This window comes from Streptomyces sp. NPDC056883 (genome assembly GCF_042788835.1).
GTDB classification, from domain to species: Bacteria; Actinomycetota; Actinomycetes; order Streptomycetales; family Streptomycetaceae; genus Streptomyces; species Streptomyces stoeckheimensis.
Map to the genome: position 1 here is coordinate 536,320 of NZ_JBHUBS010000003.1, position 17,904 is coordinate 554,223.

Consider the following 17,904-nt stretch of genomic DNA (forward strand, 5'->3'; position numbering starts at 1 on the left):
CCCCTTTGGGGGAAGAGGAAGAGAGGGGGGACCCCACCCCCTTCCGCCCCTTCCTAGGAAGAGGGGGGCGGACGTCCTCCCCCTTCCCCCCCCGTTCTGCGTAGACGGCGCCCAGAACTAGAACAGGCGGAGCTTGTCGTCCTCGATGCCGCGCATCGCGTTGTAGTCGAGGACGACGCAGTCCATGCCGCGGTCGTTCGCCAGGACACGCGCCTGGGGCTTGATCTCCTGGGCCGCGAAGATGCCCTTGACGGGCGACAGGTGCGGGTCCCGGTTCAGGAGCTCCAGGTAGCGCGTGAGCTGCTCGACGCCGTCGATCTCGCCGCGGCGCTTGATCTCCACCGCCACCGTCGCGCCGGAGGCGTCCCGGCACAGGATGTCGACCGGTCCGATCGCGGTCATGTACTCGCGGCGGATCAGCGTGTAGCCCTCGCCGAGGGTCTCGATCCGGTCGGCCAGGAGCTCCTGCAGGTGGGCCTCGACGCCGTCCTTGATCAGACCCGGGTCGGTGCCCAGCTCGTGCGAGGAGTCGTGGAGGACTTCCTCCATGGTGATGATGAGCTTCTCGCCCGCCTTGTTGACGACGGTCCAGACGCCGGCGTCGTCACCGCTCCCCTCCTTGAGGGTGCAGGGCGGGGACATCCAGTTGAGCGGTTTGTACGCTCGGTCGTCCGCGTGGATCGAGACACTGCCGTCGGCCTTCACGAGGATCAGACGGGGTGCCGAGGGCAGATGGGCGGTGAGCCGGCCCGCGTAATCGACGGAGCAGCGGGCAATGACGAGACGCATGGTCGGCAACGCTACTCGACCGACGGGCCTGCACGCGATTCGCCCCCGAAAGCCCCGTTCGAGGATGGCGCGTTGTATGCGCATTCTCCTGGTGCGGTACCCACCGGGCGCCTACCGTGGTGAGCGGGAGGTTGCGAAGCGTGCACGCTGCGTCGCGATCTCCCTCCCTGCCCGTAAGGCTCCGGCAACCCAATCGGCCGGAGTCGCGAGAGGAGAACCCATGTCGCTCGACGTCTCACCGGCCCTACTCGAACAGGCCGAGCGAGGCGAGGTCGACGAAGCCGCTTTCGTCGACTGCGTCCGGACCTCCCTGCCCTACGCATGGGAGATGATCAGCTCGTTGGTGGCCCAGCTCAAGGTGGACGGCGGACAGTTCGCCGACAACCAGACGCCGCCGCCGGACGAGCAGGCGCGTGGCCAGCTGCTGCGTGCCCTTGCGAGTGACGCGATACGGGGTGCGCTGCAGCGCCACTTCGGAGTGCGCCTGGCATTCCAGAACTGCCACCGGGTTGCGGTGTTCCCGCTGGACTCCTCGGTGGACGACCGGCTGGCCAAGTTCACTTCGATCCGTGGTCAGCTGCTCAACCAGTCGCCCGAAATGCGCGACTGTTAGCAGGAAGTTCCGCACGACAGCACGCTGCACGACCAGCACTTCGGCACGACAGCACCTCCGCACGACCGCAGTCCGCACCGCCGTACGACCGTATCGCCGCACGACCGGTACCTCGCTGCCGCTCCGGTGCCAACGGAGCGGCAGCCCTGGTCTCAGCCGAGCCGGGGCAGCACCTCGGCGCCGAGGCGCCGGAGGTTCTCCTCGGTCGAGGCGAGATCGCCCGATCCTTCCGTCAGCAGGGCGAACCGCGTGATGCCCGTACGCTCCGACGTGGCCGCGAGCCGGTCGGCCGCCAGCTCCGGTGTGCCCACGGGGTGCAGATCGCACAGGAGCTCGGTGTACGCGACCGGGTCCCGCATCGCCCGCTGCCGTCCGTCCACCGTGACGTGCGCGTCCAGGCCCTGCTTGAACCAGCCCGGCATCGCCTTCAGCAGCGTTTCGCGGGCGTCCGCCGTCCGGTCCGCCAGCTGGCAGACCCCGGCCGACACGTGGCCCGCCTCGGGCGAGCGTCCCGCGGCGCGCGCCGTGCGCCGCCACAGGTCGACCATGGCGGCCTTGTCCTCGTCCCCGCAGTGCATGCCCAGCAGCATCGGCAGTCCGCGCTCCGCGGCCAGCCGTACGGAGCCGGGGGAGGTGCAGGCGACGATCAGTTCCGGCCCTGTCCCGTCACCGTCCAGCGCCTCCGACGCACGCGGTACGACGGCCACTTCGCGGAAGCCGTCCCGGCCGCCGGCCGTTGCCGCAGGGGCCCCCACGCGCGGCTCGGCCAGCCAGCGGCGCAGCAGGTCCAGGTCCTCCGGGAAGCGGTTCTCGTACGCGTCGAGCCCACCGCCGAAGACCTCCAGGTCCACCCAGGGACCGCCCCGGCCCACCCCGAGGGTGAACCGCCCCTCCGAGGTCAGGTGCAGCAGGGCCGCCTGCTCGCCCAGGGCCACCGGGTGGGTGTTCGGCAGCACGCTCACCGCGGTGCCCACGCGCAGCCGCCGGGTGCGGCCCAGCATCAGGGCCGCCAGGGTCACCGCGGACGGGCAGACCCCGTACGGGACGAAGTGGTGTTCGGCGAGCCAGACCGAGTCGAGTCCGGCCTCCTCGGCCACCTCGGCGGTCCGCACCGCCCGGTGCAGTGCCTCGCCCTGTCCCTGTCCCGGGAACTGGGCCGCCAGTACAAATGCTCCTACGCGCATCGCCTTTAGCCTCCTCGCGGCTGACGCGGCCTCCCCCAGGCGGACCGGTTTCTTCACCGGCAACAACGTCTGACACGTGCCAAAGGCACGGCCTGAACAGAAAGTTATTGGGATTGTCGGGTCAGTCACGCCAACCGGTTGATCCGTACTACGGTCGTCCTTCGGCCACCCTGCGGGTACCCCGGCTCGCTGCGCGTAGTCTGGGAGAAAGTCACTGCCGTCCGCCCATCCGTGAGGTATACGTGTCACCGCGCCACAACCGCCCCAGGGGCGGCGAGAATCCAGCCGATCGTTCGGACCAGGGCTCGGGCCCGGGCGGTCTGGACCGGTACGGCCTGGAGCGCACGGAGGAGTACCAGGGCGAGGAGTGGAAGGTCCGGCACGTCGCGGGCGCGAGCGCCGCGGGCAAGCGCTACCGCTGCCCCGGCTGCGACCAGGAGATCCCCTCGGGCACCCCGCACCTCGTGGCCTGGCCGGAGTACGGCGGCGTCGACGACCGCCGGCACTGGCACAAGGCCTGCTGGAACGCGAAGGACCGCCGCACCTCCAAGGTGCAGCGGTCCCGCAACGCTCCCAAGTATTGAGGCGGAGGCGCCTGAGCCGGAGTCGCCCGGGTCAGACGTCCCGGCGGCCGGACACCACGTACGAAGCGGCGACCGCGGCGCCCGTCACCAGCAGGATCAGCACCAGGTGGCTCAGGCTCGTCGGGTACGCCGGGCTCCCGTCGGCCGGGGCCTCGGTGCTGTCCAGCGGCATGCCGAACAACGTGATCAGTGCCACCGGCGCGTTGTACTGGAGCAGGGCGCGGCCCACCGGGGCCAGGGCCTCCCAGATGCTGAGCACCGCCCCTATCACCGGCGGCAGCGTGACGACCCCGAGCATCACGGCGATCGCCCCGGCGGAGTGCCGCACCAGCGCCCCGACCGCCATGGCCAGCACGCCGAGCAGGGTGACGTAGAAGCTGCCCAGGAGTCCGGTGGCCCACTCGGCGCTCGCGTGCGCCCCGGAGCCCCGGCCGTCGCGCAGGATCGTCGCGGTCAGCCCGACCAGGCAGACGGACCCGGCCGTGACGAAGAAGGCGGTGGAGGCGAAGACGAGGTACTTCGCGGTGAGCACCCGGTACCGGTCGGGGGCGGCCGTGAACGTGGTGCGGATCAGGCCGGTGCCGTGCTCGGAGCTGATGGTCAGCACCCCGAGCACCATCACCGCCAGCTGCCCGACCAGCAGCCCGAACAGGGCCGGGGCGATGAACGGCATCTGCTCGTAGTCGGCGGAGGAGGTCTGCAGGATCACCGCGCCGCCGATGCCGATGACGAGCAGCACCAGCGCCCCGAGCGTCCACATCGTGGAGCGCACCGAGGTCAGCTTGGTCCACTCCGAGGCCACCGCGTGCCCCAGGTGCGGCCGGCGGGCCGGCAGGGGCGAGGTGTATCCCGGCGGGCTCTGCTCCCCGTCGGTCGCGATCGTCGGGGCGGTCATCTCTGGTCCTCGGGCTTCTGCGCGGGGGTGTGCACGGGGTCGGGGGCGTGCACTGCGTCGGGGGAGTGCCCGGCCCCGGTCCCGCTCGTGGAGCCGGAGAGTTCGCCGGGGCTGGCGGGCATCAGGAAGGGCTGCCCGGCCGCGCCCGGCGGCGGGGGCGCGAAGAAGCCCGCCGCGGGGACCTGGAGGGCCTCGGCGGCCTCCAGCGCCTCTTCCTCCCACTTCGGGACGCTCAGCGGTTCGGGCTCCCAGAGCTCGGCGCGCGGGTCCTCGCTGGAGGTGTACTCGACGGAGGACTGGGTCATCCGCATGTACGCCTCCTCCAGCGAGGCCCGGTGCGGCGACAGCTCCCACAGCCGTACGCCGGCCGCGTGCGCGAGGTCGGAGATCTGCGGCAGCTCCAGCCCGGTCACCCGCAGGGCCCCGTCGGGCTCCCGCAGGACCCGGCCGCCCGCCTTGGTGAGGACGGAGCCGAGGGTGTCCCAGCCGCCCGGGTCGGTGTCGGCCGTGCGCACCCGGGCGAATCCGGCCGAATTGTGGGTGATGAAGTCCTGGGTGCCCATGTCGGCGAGCAGCCGCCCCCGGCCGATCACGATCAGGTGGTCGGCGGTCAGCGCCATCTCGCTCATGAGGTGGGAGGAGACGAAGACGGTGCGGCCCTCGGAGGCGAGCCGGCGCATCAGATTGCGGACCCAGAGGATGCCCTCGGGGTCGAGTCCGTTGACCGGCTCGTCGAAGAGCAGCACCTGGGGGTCGCCGAGCAGGGCGGTCGCGATGCCGAGCCGCTGGCCCATGCCGAGCGAGAAGCCCTTGGCGCGCTGCCGCGCCACGTCCTGCAGGCCCACGACGCCCAGGACCTCGTCCACCCGCTTCTCGGGGATCCCGGAGAGCTGGGCGATCGACAGCAGGTGGGTGCGGGCCCGGCGGCCGCCGTGGACGGCCTTGGCGTCGAGCAGGGCTCCGACGTGCCGCTGGGCGTTCGGGAGCTCGCGGAACGGCAGGCCGTTGATCGTGACCCGGCCGGCGGTGGGCCGGTCCAGGCCGACGATCATGCGCATCGTGGTGGACTTCCCGGAGCCGTTGGGCCCCAGGAATCCCGTCACGTGACCGGGCTTGACCTGGAAGGAGAGGTCGTCGACAGCGGTCTTCGCGCCGAAGCGCTTGGTCAGGCCGACTGCCTCGATCATCTTTGCTGCCCCTTGCCAGGCCGGGACGACTCTCGCCCGCGTAAGGGTTAAGAGGATATCCAGTCCCTTGCGGTTCCACGTCGTCCCCGACCCTGAGCTACCCCTGAGAACCGACCCGGGGATCCCCCGTAGTACGTCAGGCGTCCCTCTTCTTGAGGACCAGGTAGCCGCCGAGCACGGCCGCCAGCACCCACAGGGCCATGATCCCGAATCCGCCCCAGGGACCGTAGGGCACCTTCTCGCTGCCCATCGCTCCCGGGATCACCTGCATGATCTTGGAACCGGCCTGGTCGGGGAAGTACTGGGCCACCTTCCGGGTCGCCGGGACCGCTCCGAGGATGGTCGAGATCAGGAGGAAGAACGGCATCAGGATGCCGAGCGAGAGCATCGAGCTGCGCAGCATGGTGGCCACGCCCATGGAGAACAGCGCGAGCATCGCCATGTACAGCCCGGCTCCGAAAACGGCGCGCAGCACGTTCGGCTCGTCGATGCCGATGGAGCGGTCGCCCAGGATCGCCTGTCCGATGAAGAAGGACGCGAAGCTGGTGATCAGGCCCACGATCAGCGCGAGCCCTGTGGCGACGAGGAGCTTGCCGGCGAGGAAGCTGCCGCGCCCGGGTACGGCCGCGAGCGAGGTGCGGATCATGCCCGAGCTGTACTCGGTGCCCACGACCAGCACTCCGAACACGATCATCGCGAGCTGGCCGAGGGACATGCCGGCGAAGCTGGCGAGCGTCGGGTCGAAGGTGGCCTGCTCCTGTGGGGGCATGTCCTTGAAGGAGGAGTTGATGAACGCGCAGAGCAGGGAGCTGATGCCGACGGTGACGATGGCGGCGGCGGCCAGGGTCCAGACGGTCGAGGCGACCGAGCGGATCTTGGTCCACTCGGACTGGAGAACGGCGGGGAAGGCGGACATGGTCACTTACCGCCCTTGCGCTGAGCTTCGAAACCGGCGCCCCAGGCGGGTACGTCCGCCGGCCGGGCCGGGTTGTCCGCGGCCATGCCGGGTCCGGCCGGGAAGTCGGCCGCCCCCGGTGCGTGGGCGTGGTACTCGACGGAGTCCGCCGTCATGCGCATGAACGCTTCCTCCAGTGAAGCCCGCTGCGGGCTGAGTTCGTGCAGCACGATCTGGTGCTGGGCGGCCAGCTCGCCGAGCCGTTCCGCCCCCACGCCGTCGATCTCCAGGGTGCCGGTGGCCGGGACGCTGATCGCGTCGATCCCGGCCTCGTGCAGGACGTCCTTCAGCCGTTCCTGCTGCGGAGATCGCATGCGGACGAAGCTGCGGGAGTTCTGCTGGATGAAATCGGCCATGGACAGGTCGGCGAGCAGCCTTCCTTGTCCGATGACGACCAAATGCTCTGCGGTCAGGGCCATTTCGCTCATCAGATGGGAAGAAACGAAGATCGTCCTTCCCTCCGCCGCAAGCCCCTTCATCAGATTGCGGATCCAGAGAATTCCCTCCGGGTCCAGACCATTGACGGGTTCGTCGAACATCAGGATCTCCGGGTCGCCGAGCAGCGCGGCGGCGATTCCGAGCCGCTGGCCCATGCCCAGCGAGAATCCTTTCGACTTCTTCTTCGCCACGGCCGTGAGGCCGACCATGTCCAGCACGTAGGAGACCCGGCTGCGCGGGATCCGGTTGGCCTGGGCGAGGCAGAGCAGGTTGTTGTACGCGCTACGGCCGCCGTGCATGGCCTTCGCGTCCAGCAGTGCCCCGATGTACTTCAGCGGCTCCGGCAGGTCCCGGTAGTGCTTCCCGTCGATCCGGACCGTACCGCTGGTCGGATTGTCGAGGTCGAGCATCATGCGCATGGTCGTGGACTTGCCCGCCCCGTTGGGGCCGAGGAAGCCGGTGACCACCCCCGGTCTGACCTGGAAGCTGAGGTTGTCCACGGCGGTCTTCGCGCCGAATCGTTTCGTAAGGCCCTCAAGCTCGATCATTCCGCCACGCTAGAACGCCCGAGGGCCCTACGCCACCTCTCATGGGTGACGAAGGGCCCTCGGTGTCGAAGCGGATTGTTGGCTTCCGGCCACTGGTGCCGGAAGCCTTCCCGCGACTAGCGGCTCTGCTGCGCCGGAACGCCGCGCGTGACCGGCTCGTCGTCGATCGGCGCGGACGCGGCGGCGACCGCGGCACCCGTCAGCGTCGCCAGCATCTCGCGGACGTTGGTGAGCTGCGCGTTGATCGAGTCGCGGCGGTTGGTGAGCGCCGCCAGCTCGCGCTCGGACTCGCTGCGGATCCGGTCGGCCTTGGCGTTGGCGTCGGCCACGATGTCCTCGGCCTGGCGCTGCGCGGTCTCCACGGTCTGGCGGGCGCGACGCTCGGCGTCCGTACGGAGCTTCTCGGCCTCCAGGCGCAGCTGCTCCGCGCGGTGCTCGATCTCCGCGAGACGCTTCTCGGCCTTGGCCTGACGGCCGGCCAGGTCGCGCTCGGACTGCTCGCGGCGCTTGGCCAGGTTGGTCTCGAAGTCCGCGGCGGCCTGGGCGGCCTTGGCGCGGGTCTCCTCGAAGAGCGCGTCGGCCTCCTCGCGCTTGGAGGCCGCGTCCTTCTGGGCCTCGGTGCGCAGCGAAGCGGCGTCGCCCTTGGCCTTCTCGACGATCCGGACACCCTCGTCCTCGGCGGTCGACTTCCGGTCGGCGGCGAACGACTCGGCGTCGTTGCGCACCTGCTGGGCGGCCGACTCGGCGAGCTCGCGGTGCTGCTCGGCCGCGCGACGGGCCTCCTCACGGAGGTCCTTCGCCTCCTCCTCGGCCAGGCGCAGGATCTTCTCGACCCGGGCGCCGAGACCGGCGTACGACGGCTCGGCGTCGTTCACCTGAGCCTGGGCGTTCTGCGTCTCGAGGTGCAACTCCTCGATCCGCTTTTCCAGAGAGTTGATACGTCCGAGGGCGCTGTCACGGTCGGAGACCAGCTTGGTGATGCGGTCGTCCACCTGACCGCGGTCGTAACCACGCCGCACGAGCTCGAAGCCGAAGGGGGAGGATGTGTCGCTCATGGGGTTCCTGTCGAATGAGACCGATGAGGTGCTACGCGGGGTGTTAGGTGTGTAAGGGGAATCCTAGGCGCCAGGACGGCGTGTCATCGAGTCAATCCGCGTTTGATCTGGACAATGACACCCCTTTTGAGTGGCAAGGCGACAGAATGCTTGTCACTCGTTCGCCTGAACCTCCATCAGGAGCACAGAGTCGAGTGCATTGACTAGCCCTCTGACGTCTTGCCACCCGATCGAGTGGAACCCGCTGTCGCACCGGCCTTCACGCCCCCCGCGCCCTGGCCGCCGACCCCGGGCTTTCCGCCGCCCGAAGGCGCCTCGAATGATTCCAACGCCTCAAGAACGTCCTGGACACGGGAGATCTCCGCCTGAATGTCCTCGCGCCTGCGCACGAGCACCTCCAGCTCGCGCCGGCCCTCCTCGACGAGCCGCTCCGCCTCGGCCTTCGCCTCCGCGAGAGCGCCCTCGGCGGCCCGGACCAGCTCGGCCTTCTTCTGCTCGGCCTCCTTGAGCAGCGCTTCCGCCTTGCGCACCGCGGCGATGCGGACCTTGCTCGCCTCGCTGCTCGCGTCCGACACCAGCTCCTTGGCCTTCGCATCGGCCTCGATGCTCTGCTCGGTCGCCGCCCGCACCAGCTTGTCCACGCGCTCGCCGGCCGACTTCATCTGCTCGGCCGACTCCCGGCGGGCCCGCTCGTGCAGCTCCTCGACCTCCGCCTCGACGCGGCCGCGCAGCTCCTCCGCCCGCTCCCTTATGGCCGACGCGTCGCTGCGCGCCCCGACCAGCAGCTCGTCGGCGTCCGTACGGGCCTTCTCCACCAGGGAGTTGCCCTCCACGGTCGCCTCCGAGGAGATCCGCGCGGCTTCCTTGCGCGCCGCGTCGACCATCGCGTCCGCCTGCTCCTCGGCCGCCGTCGTGGCGGCCAGGGCCTGCTTCTGCGCGTCCCCGGTGAGCTTCTCGGCCTCCGAGGAGGCCTCCGTGATGAGCCGGTCGACCTGCGTCGCGGCCTCGCTGCGGCGCTTGTTGGCCTCTTCGCGGGCCTCGTCCAGCACCCGCTCCGACTCGGTGCGCGCTTCGCCGCGGATCCGCTCCGCCTCGGTGGCGGCCTCGGCCTTGACCCGCTCGGCCTCGGACCGGGTACGGGTCGCGTGCTCCTGCGCCGAGGACAGCGCCTCGGAGGCCTCGGCCCGCAGCCGCTCGGCCTCGTTCGCCGCCTCGCCGACCGTGCGCTCGGTGTCCTTGCGGGTCTGCTCGGTGAGCCGGTCCGCCTCCGCGACCGCCTCGCCGACCAGGTGGTCCGCCTGCTCGGCGGCCTCGGTACGGATCCGGCCCGCCTCGGCGCGCGCCTCGTCCAGGGTCCGCTCGGACTCCCGCTCGGCGCCCGCCAGGGTCTCGTTGGCCGCGACCGTGACCCGGTCCGCCTCCGCGGTGGCCTCGCCGATGATCCGGCCGCCCTCCGCGCGGGCGTCGTCCAGGGTGCGCGCCGCCTCGGCGCGCAGCCGGTCGGCCTCCGCCGCGGCCTCGCCGACGGTGGCCTCGTTGGCCGTGCGCGTCTCCTCGACGAGCCGGTCGCCCTCGTTGCGCGCGTCGACGAGGATCCCCGTCGCGTCCCGCTCGGCCCCGGCCAGCGTCTGCGCGGCCTGCGCCGTGAGCTGCTCGGCCTTGGCCGTCGCCGCGTCCAGGGCGGCGGCCGCCTCGGTCCGCAGCGCCTCGGCCGCGGCCTCGGCCTCACCGACCGTCAGCGCATTGGCCGCGCGGGTCTGCTCGGTGAGCCGCTCCGCCTCCGTGGTGGCCTCGGCGATCAGGCGGTCCGCCTGCTCGGCCGCCTCCGTGCGCAGCCGGTTCGCCTCGGAACGGGCCTCGTCCAGCGTGCCCGCGGCCTCGGTACGGGTCGCGTCCGCGGCGGCCTCGGCCTCGGCCGTGAGCCGCGCCGCCTCCGCCTGGGCCTCGCCGACCGTGGCCTCGTTGGCCGCGCGGGTCTCCTCGGTGCGGCGCTCGGCCTCGGCCGTGGCCTCCGCGACGATCCTGCCGCCCTCGGCGCGAGCGGCCTCCAGGGACTCCGCGGCCTCGCCGCGGATCCGGTTGGCGTCGTCCCGGGCGTCGGCCTTCGTACGGGCCGCGTCGCGCTCGGAGGCGGCCAGCGCGTCGGTGGCCTCCGTGCGCACCCGCTGCGCGTACTCCGCGGTGTCCGTGCGCAGCTGCTCGACCTCGGCCGCGGTGTCCGTGCGCAGCTGCTCGGCCTCGGCGATCGCGTCGCCGACCGTGCGGGCGGCCAGTTCCTTCGCCGCGTCCGTCTCGGTGCGTGCTTCGGTGCGGATCCGGTTGGCGTCCTCGGTGGCCCGCTCCCGCTCCGCGTACGCGTCGGCGCGGACCCGGCCGGCCTCTTCCTCGGCCTCCGTCTTCGTGCGCTCCGCGGAGTGCTCCGCCGCGCTGCGCAGCCCCGCGACCTCTTCCTCGGCCTGCTCGTGCAGCCCGGCCACGGCGTCGCGCACCTGCTGGGCGGTGGCCTCGGCCGCCGCGACCACCTCGGACGCGCGCCGCTCGGCCTCCTCGGTGAGCCAGACGGCCTCGGCCGTGGCGTCCTCGGAACGCTTGCGGGCCTGGGCGAGGAGCTCCTCGCTCTCCTCCCGGGCCTGCGCCCGCTCGCTCTCCGCGTCCGTACGCGCCGAGGTCAGGGTCTCCTCGGACTCCCGGCGGCGCCTGGCGGCCTCCTCCTGGGCGGCGGCCAGCGCCTCGGCGGCCTCCTGCGCGACCCGCTCGGCGGCGGCCTTGGCCTCCGCGCGCAGCCGGTCCGCGGTCTCCTTCGCCTCGGAGCGCAGCCGCTCCGCCTCGGCCTCGGCCTCGCCGGTCAGCCGTACCGCGGACTGCTCGGCCTCCGCGCGGACCCGGCCGGCGTCCTCGGCGGCGTCGGTGCGCAGCTGGTCGGCCTCGGCCTCCGACTGCGTCTGCAGCGTGCGGATCCGCTCCGCGGACTCCGCGCGCAGCCGGTCGCTCTCCTCGGTGGTCTCCTTGCGGATGTTCTCCGCGGCCGCCCGGGCGTCGCGCAGCGTCTGCTCGGCGGTCGCCAGGCGTCCCTCGGCGTCGGTGTGCAGCCGGACGAGCTCCTCGTCGGCCTCCGCCCGCTTCGCCGACAGGGCCCGCTCGGTCTCCTCGCGCCGCACGGCCGCCGCGGCGTCCGCCTCGGCCCGTACCGACTCCGCCTGCTCCTCGGCCTCCGCGCGCAGCCGCTCGGCCTCGGCGCGGGTCCGCTCCAGGGTCTCCTCGGCCTGCTTGCGCAGGGTGGTGGCCCGCTCGACGGCTTCGCCGCGGACCCGCTCGCTCTCGGTGTTCGCTCCGGCGCGCACCTCGTCGGCGTCGGCCCGGGACTTGCCCAGCAGCTCTTCGGCGGTGCGGGCCGCCTCCTCGATCTGCTGGACCGCCTCGCGACGGGCCTCGCCGCGGATCCGCTCGCCCTCGGCGACGGCCTCCGCGCGCAGCTGTTCGGCCTCGCCGCGCAGCCGGCGGGCCTCCTCCTGGAGCTCGACCGTACGGGCCCGGTACTCCTCCGTGTCGTCCTTCGCGGCGCCCTTGAGCTCATCGGCCGTGGCCGCGGCCTGGGCGCGCAGCCGCTCGGCCTCCGCCTCGGCCTCGCCGCGGATCCGCTCGGCCTCCTCGGACGCCGCCCGGGTGGTGGCGCGGGCGTCCTCCGAGGCCTTGTTCAGGACCTCCTCGGCGGTGCGGGCCGCCTTCGCCAGCTGGGCCGCCGTGTCCTCGGCCGCCGCGGTACGGGCCTGCTCGCCGGCCTCCGTGCGCAGCCGGTCCGTCTCCGCGCGGGCATCGGCGAGCGCCTGCTCGGCCTCGGCCTTGAGGGTCTCGGCCTCCTTGCTGGCCTCGCCCACCAGGCGGGCCACCTGCTCCTTGGCCGTACGGGTGCGCTGCTCGTTGACGGACTCCGCCGAGGCGAGCTGCCGTGCGGCGCTCTCCTTGGCCTCCGCGAGCAGCTTCTCCGCGGCCGCGCGGGCCTCGCGCAGGGCCCCTTCGGCCTCCTGCGTGCGCTGCTCGGCGACCCGGCCCAGATCCATCGTCTGGCGGCGGGTCTGCTCGGCTTCGGCGGAGGTGGTGGAGCGCAGCCGCTCCGCGTGCTCGGTGGCCTCCTGGGCCTGCGCGGAGGCGGCGGTCAGCAGCCGCTCGGCCTCCTTGCGGGCGCGCAGCAGCGTCGACTCGGCCTCGGCGCGGGCGGATTCGTTCTCGGAGGCGAGCCGCCGGGTGGCCTCGGAGGCGACCCGGGCGGCCTCGGAGCGCGCGGTGTTCAGCGTCTGCTCGGCCTCGACGCGGGACTCGTCCATGAGCCGGCGGGCCTGGGCTTCGGTGCGGGCGCGCAACTGCTCGGCCCAGGCCACGTTCTCGTTGACGTGGGCTTCCACCGTCTGGCGGCGCTCGCTCAGCTCCTGGTCCAGGCGCTGGCGGCGGTTGACGGCCTCGGCGTGCAGTTCGGCCTGGAGCCGCGCCTGGTGCTCGGCGTGCTCCTGGAGGATGCGCTGGGTCTGTGCCCGGACGTCGCGCAGTTCGCGCTCGGCGTCCGAACGCATCTGGTCGGCCTGGATCTGGGCATTGCGGAGCAGCTGCTCCGCCTGGTACCCCATGTCCGCGCCGTCGTAGGCGGGGCGGGACGCCAGGTTGCGGCGTACCTCGTGGAGCTTGGCGCGCAGCACCTCGACCTGGTACCCCAGGTCATCGGCGTGCTGGACGGCCTTCCCGCGTTCCTTCTTCAGCCGCTCCATCTCGGCTTCGAAGCGCGAGAGATGGTCGGCCTCGGCCTGATGGCTCTCCTGGCTTTCGTAGCCCCGCACAGCGCGGTCCCATCCGTCCCCTGGTCGCAAGCTCACTACCGAATGAGCACCGTCCGCCCGCTGAACGACGCCCCCGGGGAATGGTGTCAGATTCCGGGTCGGTCGACACAGGCCCCGACCCCGTCTCCGCACCGAACCCCGGCCGAGCCAGAGCCACTCTACCGGCCGGGGAAACGGGACATCAGTGCCCTCGTGCGGTAAACCCGACGAGCTGCCCCTGCGGAGATTCCCTCTTCGGGTCCGCGGAGTGCTGATTTGCGGTGTTCGAATGCATGTGTACGGGCCGCACCGTACGGTCGTCGACGTCAAGCTCGTGGTGCAGGTCAAGCTCCTGCCGACGGCGCCGCGGGAGTCGGCGCTCGCGGCGACCCTGCGCGCCTGCAATGAGGCCGCCTCGTGGGTGAGACCAAGGACCGGTGGGGCTCGGAGCGCAGGCGGCTCAGCATGTGATCAAGAAGACGTGCGACGCCTACGCGACGTTGAGGACGAATCTGCGGACCGGGCATCTGGACGCGTACGGCGCACCGCAGCCGGTGATGCGCCGGAACGCAATCCCGTCAGTGCTGGGCGGTTGACTGGTCGGGGTTGCTCGTGACCAGTTCGGTGAGGACGCCGTGGCAGTCCTTGGGGTGCAGGAAGGTGATCGAGGAGCCCATCGAGCCGGTGCGGGGCTGGTCGTAGAGGACGCGGACGCCCTTGCCGCGGATGGCCTCCGAGTCGCCCTGGACGTCCTCGGTGCCGAAGGCGATGTGGTGGACGCCCTCGCCGTTCTTGGCCAGCCACTTGCCGACCGCGGAGTCCTCGCGGGTGGGCTCCAGGAGCTGGAGGTAGGAGGCTCCGCCGTCGGAGGTCTCGTTGATCTTCAGCATGGCTTCGCGGACGCCCTGCTCCTCGTTGACCTCGGAGTGGAACACCTCGAAGCCGTACGTGGCACGGTAGAACTCAACCGTCTTGTCCAGGTCGAAGCAGGCGATCCCGATGTGGTCGATTCTTGTCAGCATGGACACAGTGCAGCGCTACCGGGGCCGGTTACGCAACGTGCGCGCGATCACACTGGCGGGCCGGTGACGGCACGGGTACCGCTCAGTACATTCGGGTAAACCCTCGTTCACTCCTCATCTCCAAGGGGCTGTGCTCCATGTCCGGAACGAACAACACCACGTCAGTGATCGTCGCCGGGGCCCGCACGCCCATGGGGCGACTGCTCGGCTCGCTGAAGTCCTTCTCGGGTGCCGATCTCGGCGGCTTCGCCATCAAGTCCGCGCTGGAGCGGGCCGGGATCTCCGGTGACCAGGTCCAGTACGTGATCATGGGCCAGGTGCTCCAGGCCGGCGCGGGCCAGATCCCCGCCCGCCAGGCCGCCGTCAAGGGCGGGATCCCCATGAACGTGCCCGCGCTCACCATCAACAAGGTGTGCCTGTCGGGCCTCGACGCCATCGCCCTGGCGGACCAGCTCATCCGCGCCGGGGAGTTCGACATCGTGGTCGCGGGCGGTCAGGAGTCCATGACCAACGCCCCGCACCTGCTGCCGAAGTCCCGTGAGGGATTCAAGTACGGCGCCATCGAGATGCTCGACGCGATGGCCTACGACGGCCTCACCGACGCCTTCGAGAACATCGCGATGGGCGAGTCCACCGAGAAGCACAACACCCGCCTGGGCATCGAGCGGGCCCCGCAGGACGCGTTCGCGGCCACCTCCCACCAGCGCGCCGCCGCCGCGCAGAAGAACGGCGTCTTCGAGGCCGAGATCACCCCGGTCGAGATCCCGCAGCGCAAGGGCGAGCCGGTGGTGTTCTCGCAGGACGAGGGCATCCGGGCCGAGACCACCGTCGAGTCCCTCGGCAAGCTGCGTCCGGCCTTCGCCAAGGACGGCACCATCACCGCGGGCACCTCCTCGCAGATCAGCGACGGTGCGGCCGCCGTGGTCGTGATGAGCAAGGCCAAGGCCGAGGAGCTGGGCCTGGAGTGGCTCGCCGAGATCGGCGCGCACGGCAACGTGGCGGGCCCGGACAACTCGCTCCAGTCGCAGCCCTCCAACGCGATCCTGCACGCCCTGAAGAAGGAGGGCCTGGGCGTCGAGGACCTCGACCTCATCGAGATCAACGAGGCCTTCGCGGCGGTGGCCGTGCAGTCAATGAAGGACCTCGGCGTGACCCCGGAAAAGGTGAACGTCAACGGCGGCGCCATCGCCCTGGGTCACCCGATCGGCATGTCCGGCGCCCGCGTGGTGCTGCACCTGGCGCTGGAGCTCAAGCGCCGCGGCGGCGGGGTCGGCGCGGCCGCCCTGTGCGGTGGCGGCGGCCAGGGCGACGCCCTGATCGTCCGCGTCCCGTAGGGGAGGGGCGGCCGTCCGGCCGCCCGCACGCGTAGCCGTACCCGTACGAGACCCGCGGGACGAGACCCGCGGGACCCGTGAGAACGAAGGAGCGCAGCAAGAATGACGGCGGTGGACGTCCCCCAGCTGGTGGCCCAGGCCCGTGAGGGCAGGCCGCGAGCGGTCGCCCGGCTGATCTCGCTGGTCGAGGGGGCGTCCCCGCAGCTGCGCGAGGTGATGGCGGCGCTGGCGCCGCTCACGGGCAACGCGTACGTGGTGGGCCTCACCGGCTCCCCGGGCGTCGGCAAGTCCACGACGACCTCGGCGCTGGTCTCCGCGTACCGGCAGGCCGGCAAGCGGGTCGGCGTCCTGGCCGTCGACCCGTCCTCGCCGTTCAGCGGGGGCGCGCTGCTCGGCGACCGGGTGCGGATGTCGGACCACGCCTCCGACCCGGGGGTCTACATCCGCTCCATGGCCACCCGCGGCCACCTGGGCGGACTCGCCTGGGCCGCCCCGCAGGCGATCCGGGTGCTGGACGCGGCCGGCTGCGAGGTGATCCTGGTCGAGACGGTCGGGGTCGGGCAGTCGGAGGTGGAGATCGCGGCGCAGGCCGACACCTCGGTGGTGCTGCTGGCCCCCGGGATGGGCGACGGGATCCAGGCCGCGAAGGCGGGCATCCTGGAGATCGGCGACGTCTACGTGGTGAACAAGGCCGATCGGGACGGCGCGGACGCCACCGCCCGGGAGCTGAACCACATGCTGAGCCTGGGGGAGTCCCGGGGCAAGGGCGACTGGCGGCCGCCGATCGTGAAGACGGTCGCGGCGCGCGGTACGGGCATCGACGAGCTGGTCGAGGCGCTGGAGAAGCACCGGGCGTGGATGGACGAGCACGGGGTGCTGGCGCAGCGGCGTACGGCCCGGGCCGCGCGCGAGGTGGAAACGATCGCGATCACCGCCCTGCGGGCCCGGCTGGCCGACGTGCACGGCGACGCCCACCTGGATGCCCTGGCCGGGCGGGTGGCGGCGGGCGAGCTGGATCCGTACGCGGCCTCGGACGCGCTCCTTGCGACCCTCACGGAACCGGCGGAACCGGATGCGGAGCCCGTGGCCCGGTCATAGACTGGCGAACGCCCGGAATGCCCCAAACGCAGGGAGGTTTCATGGCGAAGCGCGGCAACAAGAAGCGAGCCCGCAAGAAGAAGAAGGCCAATCACGGAAAGCGTCCCAACGCCTGACCGTGACGACTGACCACACACGGAAGCCGCACCCCGTCCACGAGGTGCGGCTTCCGTGCGCAGGGGCCGTGCGGGGTTCAGTCGTTTCCGTCGTCGTTTCCGTCGCCGTCCGAGTCGGACGAGACCACCTTGGCCGTGGCGGTGTCCACGTGGACGTTCTGCGTCTTGCCGTCTGCGGTCTTGACCTCGACGTTCCAGGTGGCGGCGCGGCCGTTGTCGTCGTCGTCATCCCACTCGACCGACCAGACCTTGCCGGGGTGGGCGGCCAGGGCCGTCTTCATCGCCTGCTCGGCGGTCACCTTCGCGGCGAGCAGCGAGGCGTAGTCGTCGGCCTTCTGCTCGTCGTCCTGGTTCTCCTTGGTGACGCCGCCGCTCACGGCGTCCACCTCGAGCTCCACATGGGTGCCGTCCTTGCTGACGACGTCCACGTGCCAGACCGCGCCGTCGCGGTCCAGGGACTCGATGACCCCGGGGCTGGCCTTCAGGGCCGCCGCTGCCGCCGCCTCGGCGGTCACGTCGGCGCGCGCGGCGGTGGCCGCGGTCAGGGCCGTCGGCGCGGCGGCGGCTGCCGTCGCCGCGGCTGCCACCGGGCCTCCCAGGGCCAGGACCACGGCCGCGGCCGCGGAAACGTACGTAGTGCGCTGCATGGCAGGACCTCCTCGGGCCGGCCATGTGCGCCTACGGTCGCTCGGCGTGGGCCGGCTGCGGATGCGTTGCCACCATTGTCCGGTGATCCGCCGCGACGGGCGCGCCGAGCGACCCGGGGTCAGGCCTTGCCGCGCCCCGCGCGCAGGTGGTCGGCGACCGGTGCGAGCGCGGCGCGCAGCGCGGCGAGGGCCTCCGGCGGGAGCAGGTCGATGAAGTGCCGGCGGACGGACGCCACGTGGTGCGGGGCGACCTTGCGCATCGTCTCCATGCCCTCGGGCGTGAGGACGGCGTAGAGCCCGCGGCGGTCGGACTCGCAGTTCACGCGGCGGACGAGGCCCGCCGTTTCCATGCGGGTGATCTGGTGGGAGAGCCGGCTCTTGGACTGCAGGGTCGACATCGCGAGATCGCTCATCCGCATCCGGTGTTCCTCGGATTCGGAGAGGTTCACGAGGATCTCGTAGTCGTTGTTGGTGAGCCCGAACGGCTGGAGGTCCTTTTCCAGCTGGTGGGACAGCAGTCTGCTGACGTCCAGGTGGGTGCGCCAGGCGCACTGCTCGGCGTCGTTCAGCCAGGGGGTGGCCGCCTCGGTCTCGATGGTCTCCATGAAAGAACTCTACCTAAGAAGTTGAATTG

At 71.7% G+C, this 17,904-nt stretch carries 16 protein-coding genes; 5 read left to right on the forward strand and 11 right to left on the reverse strand.

Annotation, left to right across the window (positions count from 1 at the left end; all coding sequences use genetic code 11):
• Positions 1 to 117 precede the first annotated feature (117 nt).
• Positions 118 to 789 carry an endonuclease NucS gene (gene nucS, locus ACFRU2_RS11515; protein ID WP_250744748.1) on the reverse strand — a complete coding sequence of 224 codons (672 nt, stop codon included), beginning with the start codon at positions 787 to 789 and terminating at the stop codon, positions 118 to 120.
• 220 nt (positions 790 to 1,009) lie between these two features.
• Between nucS and ACFRU2_RS11520 the strand changes: the two genes are divergently transcribed.
• Positions 1,010 to 1,402 carry an SCO5389 family protein gene (locus ACFRU2_RS11520; RefSeq protein ID WP_243336246.1) on the forward strand — a complete coding sequence of 131 codons (393 nt, stop codon included), beginning with the start codon at positions 1,010 to 1,012 and terminating at the stop codon, positions 1,400 to 1,402.
• Between the two features lie 152 nt (positions 1,403 to 1,554).
• On the opposite strand, the gene ACFRU2_RS11525 is transcribed toward ACFRU2_RS11520, so the two are convergent.
• Complete coding sequence (locus tag ACFRU2_RS11525; RefSeq protein ID WP_382970654.1) at positions 1,555 to 2,586, reverse strand: LLM class flavin-dependent oxidoreductase; 1,032 nt, start codon at positions 2,584 to 2,586, stop codon at positions 1,555 to 1,557.
• A gap of 242 nt (positions 2,587 to 2,828) precedes the next feature.
• On the opposite strand from ACFRU2_RS11525, the gene ACFRU2_RS11530 reads away from it, so the two are divergent.
• Positions 2,829 to 3,170, forward strand: a complete 342-nt coding sequence (locus ACFRU2_RS11530) for an ATP/GTP-binding protein (RefSeq protein ID WP_382970656.1) — start codon at positions 2,829 to 2,831, stop codon at positions 3,168 to 3,170.
• A 31-nt stretch (positions 3,171 to 3,201) separates the two neighbouring features.
• Here ACFRU2_RS11530 and ACFRU2_RS11535 read toward each other — a convergent pair whose 3' ends face one another.
• The 7 genes from ACFRU2_RS11535 to mce form a co-directional block, all read right to left on the reverse strand.
• The gene (locus tag ACFRU2_RS11535) at positions 3,202 to 4,065 is read right to left on the reverse strand and encodes an ABC transporter permease (protein ID WP_382970658.1); all 864 of its coding nucleotides are present in this window, start codon (positions 4,063 to 4,065) and stop codon (positions 3,202 to 3,204) included.
• Positions 4,062 to 5,252, reverse strand: a complete 1,191-nt coding sequence (locus ACFRU2_RS11540; protein ID WP_382970660.1) for an ABC transporter ATP-binding protein — start codon at positions 5,250 to 5,252, stop codon at positions 4,062 to 4,064. The genes ACFRU2_RS11535 and ACFRU2_RS11540 overlap by 4 nt, the downstream gene beginning before the upstream one ends.
• A 136-nt stretch (positions 5,253 to 5,388) precedes the next feature.
• Positions 5,389 to 6,168 carry an ABC transporter permease gene (locus tag ACFRU2_RS11545; RefSeq protein ID WP_382970872.1) on the reverse strand — a complete coding sequence of 260 codons (780 nt, stop codon included), beginning with the start codon at positions 6,166 to 6,168 and terminating at the stop codon, positions 5,389 to 5,391.
• Positions 6,169 to 6,170: 2 nt separating this feature from the next.
• Complete coding sequence (locus ACFRU2_RS11550) at positions 6,171 to 7,193, reverse strand: ABC transporter ATP-binding protein (RefSeq protein WP_382970662.1); 1,023 nt, start codon at positions 7,191 to 7,193, stop codon at positions 6,171 to 6,173.
• 116 nt (positions 7,194 to 7,309) lie between these two features.
• Positions 7,310 to 8,248 carry a cellulose-binding protein gene (locus tag ACFRU2_RS11555; protein WP_243336252.1) on the reverse strand — a complete coding sequence of 313 codons (939 nt, stop codon included), beginning with the start codon at positions 8,246 to 8,248 and terminating at the stop codon, positions 7,310 to 7,312.
• Positions 8,249 to 8,451: 203 nt separating this feature from the next.
• Positions 8,452 to 13,074 carry a polarized growth protein Scy gene (gene scy, locus ACFRU2_RS11560; RefSeq protein ID WP_382970664.1) on the reverse strand — a complete coding sequence of 1,541 codons (4,623 nt, stop codon included), beginning with the start codon at positions 13,072 to 13,074 and terminating at the stop codon, positions 8,452 to 8,454.
• Between the two features lie 557 nt (positions 13,075 to 13,631).
• The gene (mce, locus tag ACFRU2_RS11565) at positions 13,632 to 14,075 is read right to left on the reverse strand and encodes a methylmalonyl-CoA epimerase (protein WP_382970666.1); all 444 of its coding nucleotides are present in this window, start codon (positions 14,073 to 14,075) and stop codon (positions 13,632 to 13,634) included.
• A gap of 137 nt (positions 14,076 to 14,212) precedes the next feature.
• On the opposite strand from mce, the gene ACFRU2_RS11570 reads away from it, so the two are divergent.
• From ACFRU2_RS11570 to ACFRU2_RS11580, 3 genes are all read left to right on the forward strand, one after another.
• A complete protein-coding gene (locus ACFRU2_RS11570; protein ID WP_274549602.1) occupies positions 14,213 to 15,409 on the forward strand; it encodes an acetyl-CoA C-acetyltransferase in 1,197 nt (398 codons plus the stop codon).
• A gap of 102 nt (positions 15,410 to 15,511) precedes the next feature.
• Positions 15,512 to 16,507 carry a methylmalonyl Co-A mutase-associated GTPase MeaB gene (gene meaB / locus ACFRU2_RS11575; protein ID WP_382970671.1) on the forward strand — a complete coding sequence of 332 codons (996 nt, stop codon included), beginning with the start codon at positions 15,512 to 15,514 and terminating at the stop codon, positions 16,505 to 16,507.
• Positions 16,508 to 16,548: 41 nt separating this feature from the next.
• Positions 16,549 to 16,623: a 50S ribosomal protein bL37 gene (locus tag ACFRU2_RS11580; RefSeq protein WP_099895366.1), complete on the forward strand. Its 75-nt coding sequence runs from the start codon at positions 16,549 to 16,551 to the stop codon at positions 16,621 to 16,623.
• 77 nt (positions 16,624 to 16,700) lie between these two features.
• Here the strand turns inward: ACFRU2_RS11580 and ACFRU2_RS11585 are convergent, their stop codons facing one another.
• Together ACFRU2_RS11585 and ACFRU2_RS11590 are read right to left on the reverse strand one after the other, a co-directional pair.
• Complete coding sequence (locus ACFRU2_RS11585) at positions 16,701 to 17,270, reverse strand: PepSY domain-containing protein (protein WP_382970674.1); 570 nt, start codon at positions 17,268 to 17,270, stop codon at positions 16,701 to 16,703.
• Positions 17,271 to 17,389: 119 nt separating this feature from the next.
• Complete coding sequence (locus ACFRU2_RS11590) at positions 17,390 to 17,866, reverse strand: MarR family winged helix-turn-helix transcriptional regulator (protein WP_382970874.1); 477 nt, start codon at positions 17,864 to 17,866, stop codon at positions 17,390 to 17,392.
• Positions 17,867 to 17,904: the final 38 nt, after the last annotated feature.